The 14,596-nt window shown below is 59.8% G+C and carries 13 protein-coding genes, 1 tRNA gene and 1 pseudogene; 9 read left to right on the top strand and 6 right to left on the bottom strand.

Annotation, left to right across the window (positions count from 1 at the left end; all coding sequences use genetic code 11):
- Positions 1–266: 266 nt before the first annotated feature.
- On the top strand, positions 267–1,097 hold the full coding sequence (locus tag NKI22_RS20635) for an O-methyltransferase (protein ID WP_352915530.1): 831 nt from the start codon (positions 267–269) through the stop codon (positions 1,095–1,097).
- 1,112 nt (positions 1,098–2,209) lie between these two features.
- On the opposite strand, the gene NKI22_RS20630 is transcribed toward NKI22_RS20635, so the two are convergent.
- The 4 genes and pseudogenes from NKI22_RS20630 to NKI22_RS20615 all read right to left on the bottom strand — a co-directional run bounded on the left by NKI22_RS20630 (position 2,210) and on the right by NKI22_RS20615 (position 5,072).
- Positions 2,210–3,478: a hypothetical protein gene (locus NKI22_RS20630; RefSeq protein ID WP_352915527.1), complete on the bottom strand. Its 1,269-nt coding sequence runs from the start codon at positions 3,476–3,478 to the stop codon at positions 2,210–2,212.
- 338 nt (positions 3,479–3,816) lie between these two features.
- A complete protein-coding gene (locus tag NKI22_RS20625; protein ID WP_352915524.1) occupies positions 3,817–4,197 on the bottom strand; it encodes a VanZ family protein in 381 nt (126 codons plus the stop codon).
- Between the two features lie 334 nt (positions 4,198–4,531).
- Positions 4,532–4,606, bottom strand: a tRNA-Gln gene (locus tag NKI22_RS20620).
- A 152-nt stretch (positions 4,607–4,758) separates the two neighbouring features.
- Positions 4,759–5,072 (bottom strand): annotated as a pseudogene (locus tag NKI22_RS20615) (VOC family protein).
- Positions 5,073–5,265: 193 nt separating this feature from the next.
- Here NKI22_RS20615 and ppdK point away from each other — a divergent pair.
- The 7 genes from ppdK to NKI22_RS20580 all read left to right on the top strand — a co-directional run bounded on the left by ppdK (position 5,266) and on the right by NKI22_RS20580 (position 11,817).
- Positions 5,266–7,974 (top strand): pyruvate, phosphate dikinase, encoded by a 2,709-nt coding sequence (gene ppdK, locus NKI22_RS20610; RefSeq protein ID WP_352915521.1) that lies wholly within the window; start codon positions 5,266–5,268, stop codon positions 7,972–7,974.
- A 168-nt stretch (positions 7,975–8,142) separates the two neighbouring features.
- Positions 8,143–8,328 carry a hypothetical protein gene (locus NKI22_RS20605; protein WP_254820493.1) on the top strand — a complete coding sequence of 62 codons (186 nt, stop codon included), beginning with the start codon at positions 8,143–8,145 and terminating at the stop codon, positions 8,326–8,328.
- Positions 8,329–8,467: 139 nt separating this feature from the next.
- The gene (locus tag NKI22_RS20600; RefSeq protein WP_352915518.1) at positions 8,468–8,650 is read left to right on the top strand and encodes a hypothetical protein; all 183 of its coding nucleotides are present in this window, start codon (positions 8,468–8,470) and stop codon (positions 8,648–8,650) included.
- A gap of 149 nt (positions 8,651–8,799) precedes the next feature.
- Positions 8,800–9,000: a hypothetical protein gene (locus tag NKI22_RS20595; RefSeq protein WP_352915515.1), complete on the top strand. Its 201-nt coding sequence runs from the start codon at positions 8,800–8,802 to the stop codon at positions 8,998–9,000.
- 158 nt (positions 9,001–9,158) lie between these two features.
- The gene (locus tag NKI22_RS20590; RefSeq protein ID WP_352895512.1) at positions 9,159–9,329 is read left to right on the top strand and encodes a hypothetical protein; all 171 of its coding nucleotides are present in this window, start codon (positions 9,159–9,161) and stop codon (positions 9,327–9,329) included.
- Positions 9,330–9,834: 505 nt separating this feature from the next.
- Positions 9,835–10,938 (top strand): glycosyltransferase family 9 protein, encoded by a 1,104-nt coding sequence (locus NKI22_RS20585; protein WP_352915512.1) that lies wholly within the window; start codon positions 9,835–9,837, stop codon positions 10,936–10,938.
- Positions 10,939–11,079: 141 nt separating this feature from the next.
- Positions 11,080–11,817, top strand: a complete 738-nt coding sequence (locus tag NKI22_RS20580; RefSeq protein ID WP_352915509.1) for a polysaccharide deacetylase family protein — start codon at positions 11,080–11,082, stop codon at positions 11,815–11,817.
- Here NKI22_RS20580 and NKI22_RS20575 read toward each other — a convergent pair whose 3' ends face one another.
- Entirely contained in the window at positions 11,818–12,207 is a 390-nt protein-coding gene (locus tag NKI22_RS20575; RefSeq protein WP_352895515.1) for a DUF427 domain-containing protein, read from the bottom strand.
- 125 nt (positions 12,208–12,332) lie between these two features.
- A complete protein-coding gene (locus NKI22_RS20570) occupies positions 12,333–12,719 on the bottom strand; it encodes a hypothetical protein (protein ID WP_352858161.1) in 387 nt (128 codons plus the stop codon).
- Positions 12,720–12,928: 209 nt separating this feature from the next.
- Here NKI22_RS20570 and NKI22_RS20565 point away from each other — a divergent pair, with 209 nt between their 5' ends.
- Positions 12,929–14,524 (top strand): long-chain-fatty-acid--CoA ligase, encoded by a 1,596-nt coding sequence (locus NKI22_RS20565; protein ID WP_352958778.1) that lies wholly within the window; start codon positions 12,929–12,931, stop codon positions 14,522–14,524.
- Positions 14,525–14,596: the final 72 nt, after the last annotated feature.

Below are 14,596 nucleotides of genomic sequence, written 5' to 3'. Positions count from 1 at the left end.
ATGCCCGTCCTGGCCAGGTTGAGAGTATTGTTCTAGTCGAGCAGCACAGAGTGTAGACGATCCAGGAAACGCTCCCCGGCTAGGGCGGGGAATGTGATCCGCCAACGGTGCAGTTCATCAAATTTCGCGGAAATGCGATCCAGAGCGTCTTCCACCCTGAAGTGCTGACAGGGTGTTCAGCATTAGGACACTCGATTGAAGCAGGGCGAGCTTGCTAGAAGCTCCATGGCGTTATAGAAACTTTCGATTCGGGGAGTCATTGTTGTATGAGAAATTATATTGGGGCGGCGCAGCGGCTTGCGTTCTCTCGCTTGGGCACAGCCATCGACCATCGATGGAACTCCGATCCGTTGGGCGCAGCTATTCGAGCGCCGAAAGAAGAGTATTTGAAACTCTTCGAAGAGGCTCGTCGCGTCGAGTTCCCGCAGATCGACCGTCTCGAGGCCGATACGGGCTATGCCGTCGATAGGGAATGGCTCGATGCTCTTGCGCTCCACACTCAAATTACAATCAAAAAGAGCGCACTGGCGTACCCGCATGGGCGCGTGCTCTATAGTCTTCTGCGCAAATATCTTGCCGCTAACCCACGCGCCTTTACGACCGTATTGGAGACAGGAACGGCTAGAGGGTTCTCCTCGATCTGTATGGCAAAGGCGATGGAAGATGCAGGCGCGAACGGGCATTTGATTACGCTTGACGTCTTGCCGCATCACAGGCGCTTTTTCTGGAATTGCGTTGATGATCACGACGGCAAGAAGTCCCGGGCGGAGCTACTTCAAAGGTGGGAGTCATTGGCTGAGCGGATCGTATTCCTGCAGGGCGACTCCCTCTTCCAGTTGCCGAAGGTGGGGGTGAGCAGAGTTCATTTCGCGTTTATTGACGCCCAGCACACCAAGAGAAATGTCTTGCTTGAATACCAATCCGTTTCCGCCCTTCAGCGCGAAGGCGACATGATCGTGTTTGACGATGTTACGCCTGGCCAGTTTGATGGTGTGGTCCAAGCCATCGACCACATTGAAAATCAAGGGCAGTATGAAATTCATCGGCTCGCTGCGTCGGATCAACGAGCTTACGCTTGGGGCATAAAACGCGGATGAGCCAATCCTACTTACAACATGTGCTCTACCAGCCCAAGAAAACTTTAGAGCCTAATCAAACCGGCAAATTAGATTTCAAGCGCCACTTGGATGGTGATCGGCAGACAGTGGTAACTGTTTTCTGGACCGCCAATCACGCCGTTCGAAAGGCGCCTAGCGCGTTTCGCGAGTATGAATGGCGGCCTTGCGCTTAACTGAACACACGTTTTTGCCAACACAGTTAACACGCCGAATCGTCTCTCGCCGCAGTGTGGTTAGACTTGGCCGTCCGTGACGATCGACGCCGCCGAAATGGTGCAACCAAGGAGGTCGTCGCTAAGCGCCACACCAGTTACTATCTGGCCCGCGTACGGGCATGGTTTGCGGAGTTGCGTTGTCATTCTGCTTGGATCGAAGGAACACGAGCCCTTACCGACGGCAATCTTTGCCTCAGTCTGGGTAGACCCCGAGTCGTTAAGGCGCTTTGCAGCGCCCGACGCCCTGGTTCAACGTTATCTCTTATGGATTGAGTCTTTCGGGAGGGGAGACGATTACATTGCCGCCGCTGAGGGTACTTCGAATCGCATTACGCTCCAGGCTTCCGGGAGCACCAGATGAGACGTGATGACGTTTCGGTTCATTTCAACCAAGCAAATGACCGCTTGGTTCACGTCGGCAGACCGGCGATGAAGATTTTTGGGACGAACACTGGTCAGGCGACTAACCCGCTAAGGCCGTCTGGCGCTTCTGGCGCAAGGATGGCTCGTTATTCAAAGAGACAGAGTCGGCGACAAGCGCGCCATCAGCCCGAAGGGTGAACCCCCTCGGTGAAGATCGCAAATTGGGGAGGCAGTATGTGCTTGCGAGCGGACTTTCGGGACCGAGCTTTAGCGCGGCCATCCGGAGTCGCGCGCCCAGGTGGTTACCTTGGGGGAATCGTCCGCCAGCATTTGGCGACGACGGACCCAGCTAACAAGCGGCGCGAACCGCGGGAGCGAAGCGGGGTTGGAAAACCGACATGCTCGCTTTTTGTCACGAGCCCTCACCAGTTGATAAGAGTATGACGCATACTGGCGCTGAGGCGCCGGCCGCCACGAAAATCATTTGCACCACCCGCGATGACCTCGTTCAGCTCACGCGTTGCGCGGCATTCGTCCGGCCAACGGCATGACCGGCATTTTGCCCCGATAGGCTGCGTGCAAGGGGATGAAGTACATTGAGACCCACACAGCCGCGTATGCGAGGACGATAGGCCTCATCAGCGCCAGGATATTTTCCGGACTGTTCCGGTGCGCATAGACACCGAGGGTGGCAGCCAGCATTATAAGCAGGAAGCTCCCCATTCCTTGGCTGCGAAGAATCCTGTTGTTTAACAAGACCAGCGAGAAACCGTAGAGCAACCCACCAGCTGCTACCCCGAGCAGGCCGAACATCGACCACCAATGTGCCCAAAAGTTCGATGCCAGTCCATAAGTTGCGTAACTGATGACCTGGGTCTGTATCAACTCGTTATAGCCGGTGCTGTTGAAACCGAACGCTGACGGCATCACCAGAAGTTGCGCCAGGCAATCCCGCAGGGTAGCCCATGGGGAATAGGAAACACCCAGCGCCAGAACGCGCTCTAGCAGCTCATGTGTCGCGAAAGCTTCCCAACCCGATTGAAACGACATCGTCGACATGCTGCCGAAGACCTGGCTAAACGACTCTCCCGTTTTCAACGCCACGTAAAACGGCTTGGCCAGGAAGATGATAGCGAGCACAACGCCACCGCCGAGCCAAGCCTTGGGGGAGAAGACGGCCCGACTGATAGGCATTCCCCAGCTCAAAGAGACAATGACACCGACCATGGCGATAACTGGCGTGGTTCGATCACCAGCCACAATGTTGGTCAGAACCATCGCCACGAAAAAGACAGTGTAGATTTTGCACAATCGAGACCAACTAAAAAAATAGGCTGCGACAAGGAGACCCAAGGCATTGCTCCATTTCCAGATCAGCCAGTCAATGCCTAGGGACGAACCGACATCGGAGCGGGTCTGCAGGAACCATCCTGCGCCATACCTGATGACAAACGACGCGAAAATTCCCGCGCTTAGCAAGAAGGTAAGAGTGAGAAATCGCGAGACATAGCGAGGATGCGGAAGCACCAGGGCTGCCTCGCGTTCAATGGCATGAAGAGCATCGGCAATTATGATCGAAGTTCCAAAAGCCATCCAAACGATAGCCATGACAAATGTGGCATAGGCAGAAGTCGGAGCGAAGTAACCAACCATCCCAGGCGCAACAATCGGGCTGGTGAGCCCAAAGAGAGCCGGAATGCTGTACGAGAACAGTCCGGCAATCCCGATCCACGGCACGGAGACCTTCGGGAAGCTGGCAAGGCAAGCGGCGATGGTGCCCAATACGGCGGCCCAAAGGACTAATATCAATGAACCGATCCCTGCTCAGACGGTGGCGAGCCTAATTGCGCGGCGCAAACTACGTGTTTCGATCGAGATCGTCCAGAGAGGCAATCAGGCCAATATCAATGAAAGTCCGTGATTAGCCAGGTTTGCGTGCCCATCCGCCTCTTCGGATTATGATCGTGGCAAAAAGGACGAACGCAATGCACTTCCTCGATTCAGCCTAAATTGTTTGTCACGGGTCCACCGGCAATTCTAATGCGCTCCCCCGGCAGAGGTGACCGTACGGAAAATACCAGCTGTTGGGGCGGTTGAAATACGCGCTCCGGAGCCGGTGCTTAAGGCGTCGATCTAACAAGTGAACTGGCGCCGCTCACGATTATCAGACCGCATGCAATGCCGACGCAGTCGGCGATCCAATCAAGCCCATCAAGGTCGCGTCTTATCACTGGTGTACCCTGAATGAGTTCGATCGCGATGCCAACCAAACCGAGGAAAACTATCAAGGTCGCTTTGCGGCCTGGCCAACCGAGACTTCCAACAAACATCAGCACCGCGAACCCGATACTGTGATTCAGCTTGTCGGAGTGGAAGCCTACATCGAGTCCGAATTCCTTAAGACGGGGGACGGGCAGAAGGGCAAGCACAAAAACGGCAAGCAGCGTGACAAAAAAAGCTATTCTCTCGGTGACTGAGCGCAATTTCATTCTGCGGAACATCGGTCTTTTGCGAGCTGAGCGCGACAGGCAAAGCGAGGGCGCAACTCAATGTCATATCGAGGAAAGGCGGGCATTGCCCGGTACGATCGCATCCGGTGTCACGAAAATCAACTGAACATGCCGTGAGCCGCCACAAGACGGCGCGAAATTCACGTTGCGCCTTACGAGCGGAGAACCTTTAGGCAGCCTGAACCATCGCCCCGAATCCTCTTTCCTCATCAGTCCTCCTTGCGGAGGACTGTTACCCTTTTTGTGTCTCAGTTCAGGGGTGCACTATAGTGCAGTGCAAGGTACAAACTGTTACCCATGTGTCCGGAACGGACCCTATTGCGATTGGCTGGGGCGCCAGGATTCGAACCTGGGAATGTCGGTACCAAAAACCGATGCCTTACCACTTGGCGACGCCCCAATAGCCGGAGTTTTCCGCTGTGCGCGGGCTTATAGGACGCGCCGAGGGAAAGCTCAACGGCGAAGATAACAACTGCTCGTTTTTGGTCTGCCGGGTCTTAGCCGGGTCTCAAATGCCGGTGTTACAATCATCGCTCGGCGCCAGGCTTGCGCTTATTCGCCCCAGACCGCCATTTCATGCCGGCAGGATCGACGAAATGGAACCGCCTGCCTGCCCGCCGGGAAACGAAAAGATCGGCTTGACGATCGCGCCGGCATTTTCGACGGAGCTCAATTTTCCTCCAGGTCTTCAGGATAGAGCACGGGCAGCGGCTTGGCCGGCGCATCTTCGGCATCTGCCTGAAAAACCTCCGTCTGGCCCTTCGGCAAAGGCTGAATAGGTCGGCCCACAATCGGGGAACGACCATGAGAAGGCGGCGACGTAGAAGGCCTTCACCCCTGTCCAGCGTTCCGCCCGTCGCTGGCATTTCCAGGTAATCGTGGTTTTCGGTCGGTCTCAAGGATAGCAAGTGTGTCCTAAGAAACCAGTCTTTTTGGCATCGCTTTCGCTTAATCGATTGTAGAGGCCGACCGACCTGGTCGATGCCTTGCCTTTCGCACTGCAGCATCATATCGCTCGATTTGCCAATATTTCCAATCTCCTGCAACCGGGGAGCAAGCATGACCAAGTGGGTCTACACCTTTGGCGACGGCGCCGCGGAAGGCCGTGCCGGCGACCGCAATCTGCTCGGCGGCAAGGGCGCCAATCTTGCCGAAATGTGCAGTCTGGGCCTGCCGGTGCCACCGGGATTCACTATCACCACCGAGGTCTGCAACGCCTACTACGCCAACGGCCACGCCTACCCGGCCTCGCTGGAAGCCGATGTTGCGGTCGCCCTCGACCATATCGGCAGGCTGACCGGGCGCCGTTTCGGCGATCCGTCGAAACTGCTTTTGGTGTCGGTGCGCTCCGGTGCCCGTGCTTCCATGCCCGGCATGATGGACACCGTGCTCAATCTCGGCCTCAACGACGAAACGGTGGAAGCACTGGCCGCCGATTCAGGCGATGCGCGGTTCGCCTATGACAGTTACCGCCGCTTCATCCAGATGTATTCCGATGTCGTCATGGGCCTCGACCATGAGGTCTTCGAGGAAATCCTCGAAGACCAGAAGGGCGGCCTCGGCCATGAACTCGACACCGAGCTGACAGCCATCGAATGGCAAGGCGTGATCGCGCTCTACAAGGCCAAGGTCGAGGAGGAACTCGGCAAGCCGTTTCCGCAGGATCCGCATGAGCAGCTCTGGGGCGCCATCGGCGCGGTGTTTTCCAGCTGGATGAACAACCGCGCGATCACCTACCGGCGCCTGCACGACATTCCCGAAAGCTGGGGCACGGCGGTCAATGTCCAGGCCATGGTCTTCGGCAATATGGGCGATACCTCGGCCACCGGCGTTGCCTTCACCCGCAATCCGTCGACCGGCGAAAAGCAGCTCTATGGCGAGTTCCTGGTCAACGCCCAGGGCGAGGATGTCGTTGCCGGCATCCGCACGCCGCAGAACATCACCGAGGCTGCGCGCATTGCCGCCGGCTCCGACAAGCCGTCGCTGCAGAAGCTGATGCCGGAGGCCTTCCAGGCTTTCGTCAGCATCTCCGACCGCCTGGAAGAACATTACCGCGACATGCAGGATCTCGAATTCACCATCGAGCGCGGCAAATTGTGGATGCTGCAGACCAGGTCCGGCAAGCGCACCGCCAAAGCGGCGCTGAAGATTGCCGTCGACATGGCCAGGGACGGACTGATTTCGAAGGAGGAGGCGGTCGCCCGCATCGACCCGGCCTCGCTCGACCAGCTGCTGCATCCGACGATTGATCCGAAGGCCGCGCGGGATGTGATCGGCGTCGGCCTGCCTGCCTCGCCGGGCGCTGCCACAGGCGAGATCGTCTTTTCCTCCAATGACGCCGAGGAGGCCAAGGCGCAAGGCCGCAAGGCGATCCTGGTGCGCATCGAGACCAGCCCTGAGGACATTCACGGCATGCATGCGGCCGAAGGCATCCTGACGACGCGCGGCGGCATGACCAGCCACGCCGCCGTGGTGGCGCGCGGCATGGGCAAGCCTTGCGTTTCGGGCGCCGGCTCGCTGCGCGTCGATTATAAAGCCGGCACGCTGATGGCGATGGGAGCGACCTTCCGCAAGGGCGACATCATCACCATCGACGGCTCCAACGGCCAAGTGCTGAAGGGCGCCGTGCCGATGCTGCAGCCCGAACTCTCGGGCGATTTCGCCGCCATCATGGAATGGGCCGACGGCGCGCGCCGCATGAAGGTGCGCACCAACGCCGAGACGCCGCTTGATGCGCGCATGGCGCGCTCCTTCGGCGCCGAAGGCATCGGGCTTTGCCGCACCGAGCACATGTTCTTCGACGGCGATCGCATCATTGCCATGCGCGAGATGATCCTGGCCGATACGGAAAAGGACCGGCGAACGGCGCTGGCCAAGCTGTTGCCGATGCAGCGCTCCGATTTCCTCGAACTGTTCGAGATCATGGCCGGCCTGCCGGTGACGATCCGCCTGCTCGATCCGCCGCTGCACGAATTCCTGCCAAAATCCGAAGAGGAGGTGGCCGAGGTCGCCGCCGCCATGAACGTGTCGCCGGACAAGCTCCGGCGGCGCACCGAAGCGCTGCACGAGTTCAATCCAATGCTCGGCCATCGCGGCTGCCGGCTTGCCGTCTCCTATCCCGAAATCGCCGAGATGCAGGCACGCGCCATTTTCGAGGCGGCCATCGAGGCCGGCAGGAAGGCTGGCGCGCTGGTGGTCCCGGAGATCATGGTACCGCTGGTCGGGCTGGTGAAGGAGCTTGAGTTCGTCAAGGCACGCATTGATGCCGTCGCCAAAAGCGTGATGCAGGAGACCGGCGTCAGGATCGATTATCTGACAGGCACGATGATCGAACTGCCGCGCGCCGCCATCCGCGCCCATGTCATCGCCGAGGCGGCCGAATTCTTCTCTTTCGGCACCAACGATCTGACCCAGACAACCTTCGGCATCTCGCGCGACGACGCGGCCTCGTTCCTCGAGACCTATCGGAAAAAAGGCATTATCGAGCAGGATCCGTTCGTGTCGCTTGACATAGACGGTGTCGGCGAGTTGGTGCGGATGGCGGCAGAGAAGGGCAGGGCGACGCGGCCCGACATCAAGCTCGGCATCTGCGGCGAGCATGGAGGCGATCCGGCATCGATCCATTTCTGTGAGAAGGTCGGCCTCGACTATGTGTCATGCTCGCCTTACCGGGTGCCAATTGCCAGGTTGGCTGCCGCGCAGGCGGCGGTACAGGCTGCGAAAGCCGGGGACCTGAATAAATCTGATCGAAGGGATTCGGACAGATAAGCACGGTGACCACGGAAATTCTTACTGCCTGACGCCGAGCTTGGGGCATCGCGACCCTTTGGATGCACAGCAAGAATATTGCACTGTCTGGTTGTTTGATCCCTCCGCGCAGTAAGTGTAAGTTGATATTTTCAATCGGCCATGTGAAAGAGCACTGAATGGCTGAACATGTCTGATGATGAACAAACCGCTGCGGCGCGCTGGACGGTGAAGTCCGAACTCCGCGCGGTCGGCCGCGACAAGCCGCTGCTGCTGGTGCTGGCGGCGATCCTCTGCCTTTATTGTGCGTTTATCGCCGGACCGATCGTCTATGCGGTGCTGGCCATCAACGGCATTGCGGATTTCTTCAAATAGAGCCGGTTTCGGCGATCTCGCTCCGTTCCGCCGTACTGCGTCTATCGGCCCCAAATTGCTTGACCTGGACGAAATTGCTTAGCCGGGATGAAACTGTTCCCGTCTATCGTTCGTACCTTTAGGGGGTGCGGGAGGACACGTGACGATAAGAATCGGGCTTCTAGGCGGGACTTTGAAGATCAAGAAAAGGGACGAGCTGCGGCGGCGCGAGCAGAAGCGCGAGATGCCGGTTTGGCAGGTCGGCAATTACTTCGTCATCTGGTGGCCGAGCGGCATGTCCGATCGCCCATCCTCGCCCAAAAAATCCTCGCCCAAGAAATAACCCGCGCGTCCGACGATCTCGGCTGGGCACTGACGCCTCCGTGCGGGATCAGGAACCGCCGTGCGCGCCCAAACCTCCGACGGCCGCTCAACTAGTCCCAGAAATAGTCAGGAGGCAGGCATTGACTCTTCCGCCACGGAAGGTCTCTGGTGCTGCATTGCACAATGGGGGCGGCGGAATCGATGGCGGTGCGTATCAGGATGCCTGGCGGCACGCTGAAGGTGAAGGTGTACCGCGAATTGCGCGACCGCGAGCGCGCCCGCCGCATACCCGTCGTCAAGATCGGCCCGATCTACTTTACCTGGTGGTCGAACCGGCAAAGCGCCGTGAATGATCAGCCGCTGGGCTGACCCACCTGACGCTCGCGGCCTGGCGAGGCGCCTCCCCACCAGACTCTGCCTTCCGGCCCAAGAAAAGTTGATGAAGCCGCTGTTGACTCTTCCGTAACGGACGGTCTCTATTACCGCATTGCACATCATTGCTGCGCTGCACAACGGGAGTTGGACCGATGACGGTGCGTATCAAGTTGCCGGGCGGCACCTTGAAATTGAAGACCTATCGCGAATTGCGAACCCGCGAACGCGACCGGCGCGTGCCTGTGATGAAGATGGGCTCGCTGTATTTTGTCTGGTCGAAGTCTCAAAGTCCTCAGGAAAAGCCACACGACAGCCCTCGGTAAACCCAGCACGCCTTGCACCATCATCAGTGTTCGCGCGGAGTGCAAACGAGGGCGGTGACGAGCCACAGTTTGGGGTGGCAATAGCTGTCGTGAAATCGGGCTCGAGCCATCTTGCCCTGTCTGACCAGAGAACTGTGCCGCTGGTCGAGTGCGAACGAGGCTTTTCATCCGACAGTTGGAGGTCAACCGGTTGTTGGCGCATTGCGCGCGAGCCCTTTCACGCACGGCTAAGCCGTAGCGCACGCACACTGACCTGGCGCCTTGATGCCGGTTTTGGGATCGCCGCTTCGACTTGATCTGGTCGATCTGGAACCGATAGATGCGCCGCGCAAGCGGCGATGTAGGCTGCTAAGAACGGCCGCGGATAAGAGATGCAGTCCACCAGCATCTGATCTTACCGATTTGTAACCGAATTCACGCGAACGTGCGCGTGACGGCTCCAAATCCCGACATCGTTTCTGCCCAGTTTTCCGGCTCCCGAACCCGCCCCGGTGTCAGAAAACAGATGTTGCAGAACCCGCCCACGCACGTCCGCTCGATTCTCATCCTCCAGACGAAATTCATCGGCGATCTTGTCCTCGCCTCCGCGCTCGCCAGTAACCTGCGCCTCCAATATCCAAGGGCCAGGGTCGTGTTCCTTTGCGAGGCGAGCTTTGCCAGTTTCCTGGTGGCTCATGGCATCGCCTCGGACGTGGTGGCGTTCCGGCGCGTACGGATGCGTGGCACCCCTCTGGAGCGTGGCAGCGAGCTTTACGCGATGGTGCGGGCGCTGCGCCGCTTCCGGTTTGACCTGACCATCGACCTGGCCGATTCCAAAACCTCACGCATCATTGTCAGGCTCGTCGACGCCAAGACCCGCGTCGGATACGATCCTCCCGAAAAACCGTTGCGCTGGCTGGAACGCCAGCCCGCCAACGTCCTAGCCAAGCCGTTTGGCTTTGGTGGCCAGCATTATCTCTACCGCTATCTTTCGCCGCTTGAGGCGCTTGGCGTGGAGTTGCGTGCGCAGGTCCCGACGATTCAGCCGCTGCCGTTGGAGACCGCCAGGACGTTGGCGCTTCTCGACCGGCATCATCTTCGGCGTAACGCCTTCATAGCCGTTCATGCGGGAGCGAGCTTCCGGGGGCGGCAATGGCAGCCGGAACGTTTTGCGCTGGCGATCGACGAGATTTCGCGGCAGACCGGGTTGGGCTTCCTGCTTGTCGGCGGCCCCGATGAACGGGCATCTGCCGAGCGCGTCATCGCCAAGGCCGCTTCGCCGATCGTCAACATGGTCGGGGCGCTGTCGCTTGCAACGCTGCTGGCGGTCCTCGGACAGGCACGCCTGTTTCTCGGGAACGAGAGTGGCCCGATGCACATGGCCGCCGCCGCGGGAACGCCGGTTGTCGGCCTCTTCGGCCTGACCGACCCGGCCGTGTGGGGTCCTGTCGGCGTGGCCAATGTTACGCTGCGGCCCTCCATGCCTTGCGAGTGCATAGCCAGGGACCTGTGCCGCCGGCCCGATCCGAGCAAGGCTTGCTGCGTCTGGCGGCTAGAGGTCAAAGCGGTTGTCGACGCGGTGCGCGCGATCCTTTCACGTACGGTTAAGGACGTGGAGCACGCATTGTGACCTCGCGCTTGCCAAAGGTCAGGCCCGCGGGTCAAATTGCCGCTGCCGACGCTTTTGCAGGGGCATCGTCCCGATTTCCGCCTTGATGCCGGTCTTGGGGTCGCCGCTTCAACCTTGATCCGGCCGACCTGGAAACGATCAATGCGCCTGTTCCAAAAACATTCTTGCGCAGTTGCGATATGGCTGTGGGCCGTCTCGGCAAGCAACGCCCAGTTGCGCGTCGAACCGACACTGCACATCAAGGCCGAGGCGGGCAGCGGCCGCGTCGCGCTGACTCTCGATGCGTGCGGCGGAAAGACCGACACCCGGATTCTCTCGGCGCTGGTGGAAAACAAGATTCCCGCCACCATTTTCGTCACCGGCATCTGGCTGAAGCACAACGCCGCCGCCGTCGAGATCATGCGGGCCCATCCCGAACTGTTTGAATTGGAAAACCATGGCGGCCGTCACGTCCCCGCCGTCGACACGCCGCAAAGGGTCTACGGCATTCGCAGTGCCGGCAGCCCGGAGGCCGTGCTGGCCGAGGTCGAATCCGGCGCCGCCGCTCTCGCCGTGACCGGCGAACCCGCGCCGAAATGGTTTCGCGGCGCAACCGCCGAATACAGCCCGTCGGCAATCGCGATGATACGCAAGCTTGGCTTCAAGATCGCCGGATTCTCGATCAACGGCGACGGCGGCTCATTGCTCGGTGCAAAAGAGACCGCCCGGCGCATCGCCGCGGCAAAGGACGGCGACGTCATCATCGCTCACATCAACCAGCCGACCCATGCGGCCGGTGAAGGCGTAGTGCAGGGGCTCCTGGCGCTGAAGGACAAGGGTCTTACCTTCGTGCGGCTCGACGATGCCGACGGCGTCGGCAATGAAGGCACCACCGACTGATCAGTCGGGCGTGGCCTCGATGGTCACCTTGTTTGGATAGAACGCGCCGTGATCGCGGATCTCCGCCATCTCGTCGAAGGGCCGCTCATACGCCCACATCGCATCCTTGCCAGCATCGCCGGCGGGCAGCGCGCTCCAATAGCTGGCATCGCCCTTGTAGGGGCAATGGGTCGAGAGCTCGGTCTTGCCAAGCCGTTTGAAGTCGATGTCGTCGAACGGAATGTAGAAAACAGGGGGATAGGGCGGTTCGGTCAGCACCTTGACCTTGCCGGATGAGGCGATGACGACATCGCCGGCGCGCACCGTCACGGTGCCCTTGTAAGGCTCGACGGTGATGATCTTGCCGGGATTGCGCTGAAAGCCGGGTGCCGGGTTTGCGATCTGGTCCATGTCGAATCTCCTTGCCTCAACCCCAAGATGTGTCTGGCAAGAGCCTTGCGCAAGACCTGCCTGCCACCAGGCGGGCGTCGCCCGCGGGGGGAAGTCTCGCCTCTTTCTTCCGCTTCGCCGAAAACTCAGGCGGCGGCCTGGAATGCGTCCATCAGCCCGGCATAGGCGGCGGCAATGCCGGCCACCGGATTGGTGCTTTTCGAGGTGGTCTCGACCTTCAAAGCACCACCGTTGGTCGGCAAGGTGAGCAACAGGAACTGGCGGTTGCCGCCATCGCCGACCGATGCGGCGGCGACGTGCTGGGCTTCGCCCTCGTTCTCGACGCACATCTTGAACAACAGCGTGCCGCCGACCGCCTCGAGGGCGCCGCCGACGACCTCGACGAATTCATCTTCGGAAACGGTTTTGGCGCCGGGAACCAGATCGGCCGGCGCCACATCGGTCGCCACCAGATCGGCCAGACTTTCCGCAAGCGTATTTTCGAGTGCTTCGTCGTCGAGCTGCGCGTCCATGCGAACCTCTTTCATTCGCCAATCGCGCCCCACCTATTAATCAACGTTAACGCCGAGCATGGCCGGATTGTGGCGAATTCGGCCTCATTTCGGTCTATGCATCGCTCCAGCCCGGTCATGGCTGGACAATCCGCCGGTTCGTTCCACAATGGCGCAAAAAATAACAGGAGGAACAAAATGCGCGGGCTGATGCAGGGATGGCCGCTGCTGTGCCACAAGCTGATCGACAATGCCGAGAGGCAGCACGGCCGACGCGAGATCGTGTCGCGCTCGATCGAGGGGCCGATCGTGCGCACCACATATGCCGAATCCATCATCGTGCCCTGAAGGTCGCCGAGAGGCTCGAGCGTGACGGCTACGGGCTTGGCGACCGCATCGCAACACTGGCCTGGAACACCGCGCGCCACATCGAGGCCTGGTATGGCATCATGGGTGTCGGCGCGATCTATCACACTCTCAACCCGCGGCTCTTTCCCGAGCAGATCACCTGGATCATGAACAATGCCGGGGATAAGGCGATCTTCGTCGACCTGACCTTCCTGCCGCTGCTCGAAAAGATCGCCGGCGCGGTCAAATCGCTGAAGCAGGTTATCGTGCTGACCGACAAGGCGCATTTGCCGGAGACTGCGCTACCCAAGGTCGTCGCCTATGAAGAATGGCTTGCTGAAGCCGACGGCAACTTCGCCTGGAAGACAGTCGATGAAAACACCGCCGCCGGCATGTGCTACACCTCGGGCACGACGGGCGACCCGAAGGGCGTCCTCTACAGCCATCGTTCGAACGTGCTGCACGCCATGATCGAAGCGATGCCCGACGCCATGGGCCTGTCGTCGCGCGATACCATATTGCCGGTCGTGCCGATGTTTCACGCCAATGCCTGGGGCCTTGCCCAGAGCGCGCCGATGATTGGCGCCAAGCTGGTCATGCCCGGCTGCAAGATGGATGGCGCTTCGATCTACGAGCTGCTCGACACCGAGAAGGTGACCTTCAGCGCCGCCGTGCCGACGGTGTGGATGATGCTTCTCCAGCATCTGGAAGAGACCGGCAAGAAACTACCCTATCTGCAGAAAGTCGTCATCGGCGGCGCGTCCTGTCCACGCGCGATCACGACGAAGTTCCAGGACGATTACGATGTCCAGGTCGTCCACGCCTGGGGCATGACCGAGATGTCGCCGGTCGGCACGCTGTGCACCCTGAAGCCGGACTATGCCGGGCTGAAAGGTGACGCCCGCCTCGCCGTCCAGCAGAAGCAGGGCTTTACGCCGTTCGGCATCGAAATGAAGGTAACGGACGACGACGATAACGAACTGCCATGGGACGGCAAGACCTTCGGCCGACTCAAGGTCCGCGGGCCGACCGTCGCGCGCGCCTATTATGGCGGCATCGGATCCGAACAGTTCGATGAACAAAGCTGGTTCGATACTGGTGATATCGCGCATATCGATCCCGGCGGCTACATGCAGATCACCGATCGCGCCAAGGACGTGATCAAGTCGGGCGGCGAATGGATCTCGACCATCGAGCTCGAGAACCTTGCGGTCGGCCATCCGGACGTGGCGGAGGCCGCCGCCATCGGCATTCCGCATTCCAAATGGGGCGAGCGGCCTTTGCTCGTGATCGTCCTCAAGCCGGGCAGGGAGCCGACCAAGACCCACATCCTCGCTTTTATGGACGGCAAGGTGGCGAAGTGGTGGATGCCAGACGACGTCGCCTTTGTCGGCGAAATTCCACATACAGCAACCGGCAATATTCAGAAGATTACCTTGCGCCAGCAGTTCCGGGACTATCACCTGCCGACGGATTGACCGGAGATGCGGCGTCTTTTCGCCTTCAAGCCGCCGCTGAAAGGCACTATGCCTTTGTTCGGGTTGGGGGCA

Source organism: Mesorhizobium sp. M0778, assembly GCF_040320105.1.
In the GTDB taxonomy this organism is placed as follows: Bacteria; Pseudomonadota; Alphaproteobacteria; order Rhizobiales; family Rhizobiaceae; genus Mesorhizobium.
Note: the sequence above shows the minus strand (reverse complement) of the source record. Positions and strands in the feature narration are given on the sequence as shown.

Bases quoted from the DNA above. Each gene is read 5' to 3' on its own strand.
- NKI22_RS20635 (WP_352915530.1), top strand. From the start codon at position 267: ATGAGAAATTATATTGGGGCGGCGCAGCGGCTTGCGTTCTCTCGCTTG.
- NKI22_RS20625 (WP_352915524.1), bottom strand. From the start codon at position 4,197: ATGTTCCGCAGAATGAAATTGCGCTCAGTCACCGAGAGAATAGCTTTT.
- ppdK (WP_352915521.1), top strand. From the start codon at position 5,266: ATGACCAAGTGGGTCTACACCTTTGGCGACGGCGCCGCGGAAGGCCGT.
- NKI22_RS20605 (WP_254820493.1), top strand. From the start codon at position 8,143: ATGTCTGATGATGAACAAACCGCTGCGGCGCGCTGGACGGTGAAGTCC.
- NKI22_RS20590 (WP_352895512.1), top strand. From the start codon at position 9,159: ATGACGGTGCGTATCAAGTTGCCGGGCGGCACCTTGAAATTGAAGACC.
- NKI22_RS20585 (WP_352915512.1), top strand. From the start codon at position 9,835: ATGTTGCAGAACCCGCCCACGCACGTCCGCTCGATTCTCATCCTCCAG.
- NKI22_RS20580 (WP_352915509.1), top strand. From the start codon at position 11,080: ATGCGCCTGTTCCAAAAACATTCTTGCGCAGTTGCGATATGGCTGTGG.
- NKI22_RS20575 (WP_352895515.1), bottom strand. From the start codon at position 12,207: ATGGACCAGATCGCAAACCCGGCACCCGGCTTTCAGCGCAATCCCGGC.
- NKI22_RS20570 (WP_352858161.1), bottom strand. From the start codon at position 12,719: ATGGACGCGCAGCTCGACGACGAAGCACTCGAAAATACGCTTGCGGAA.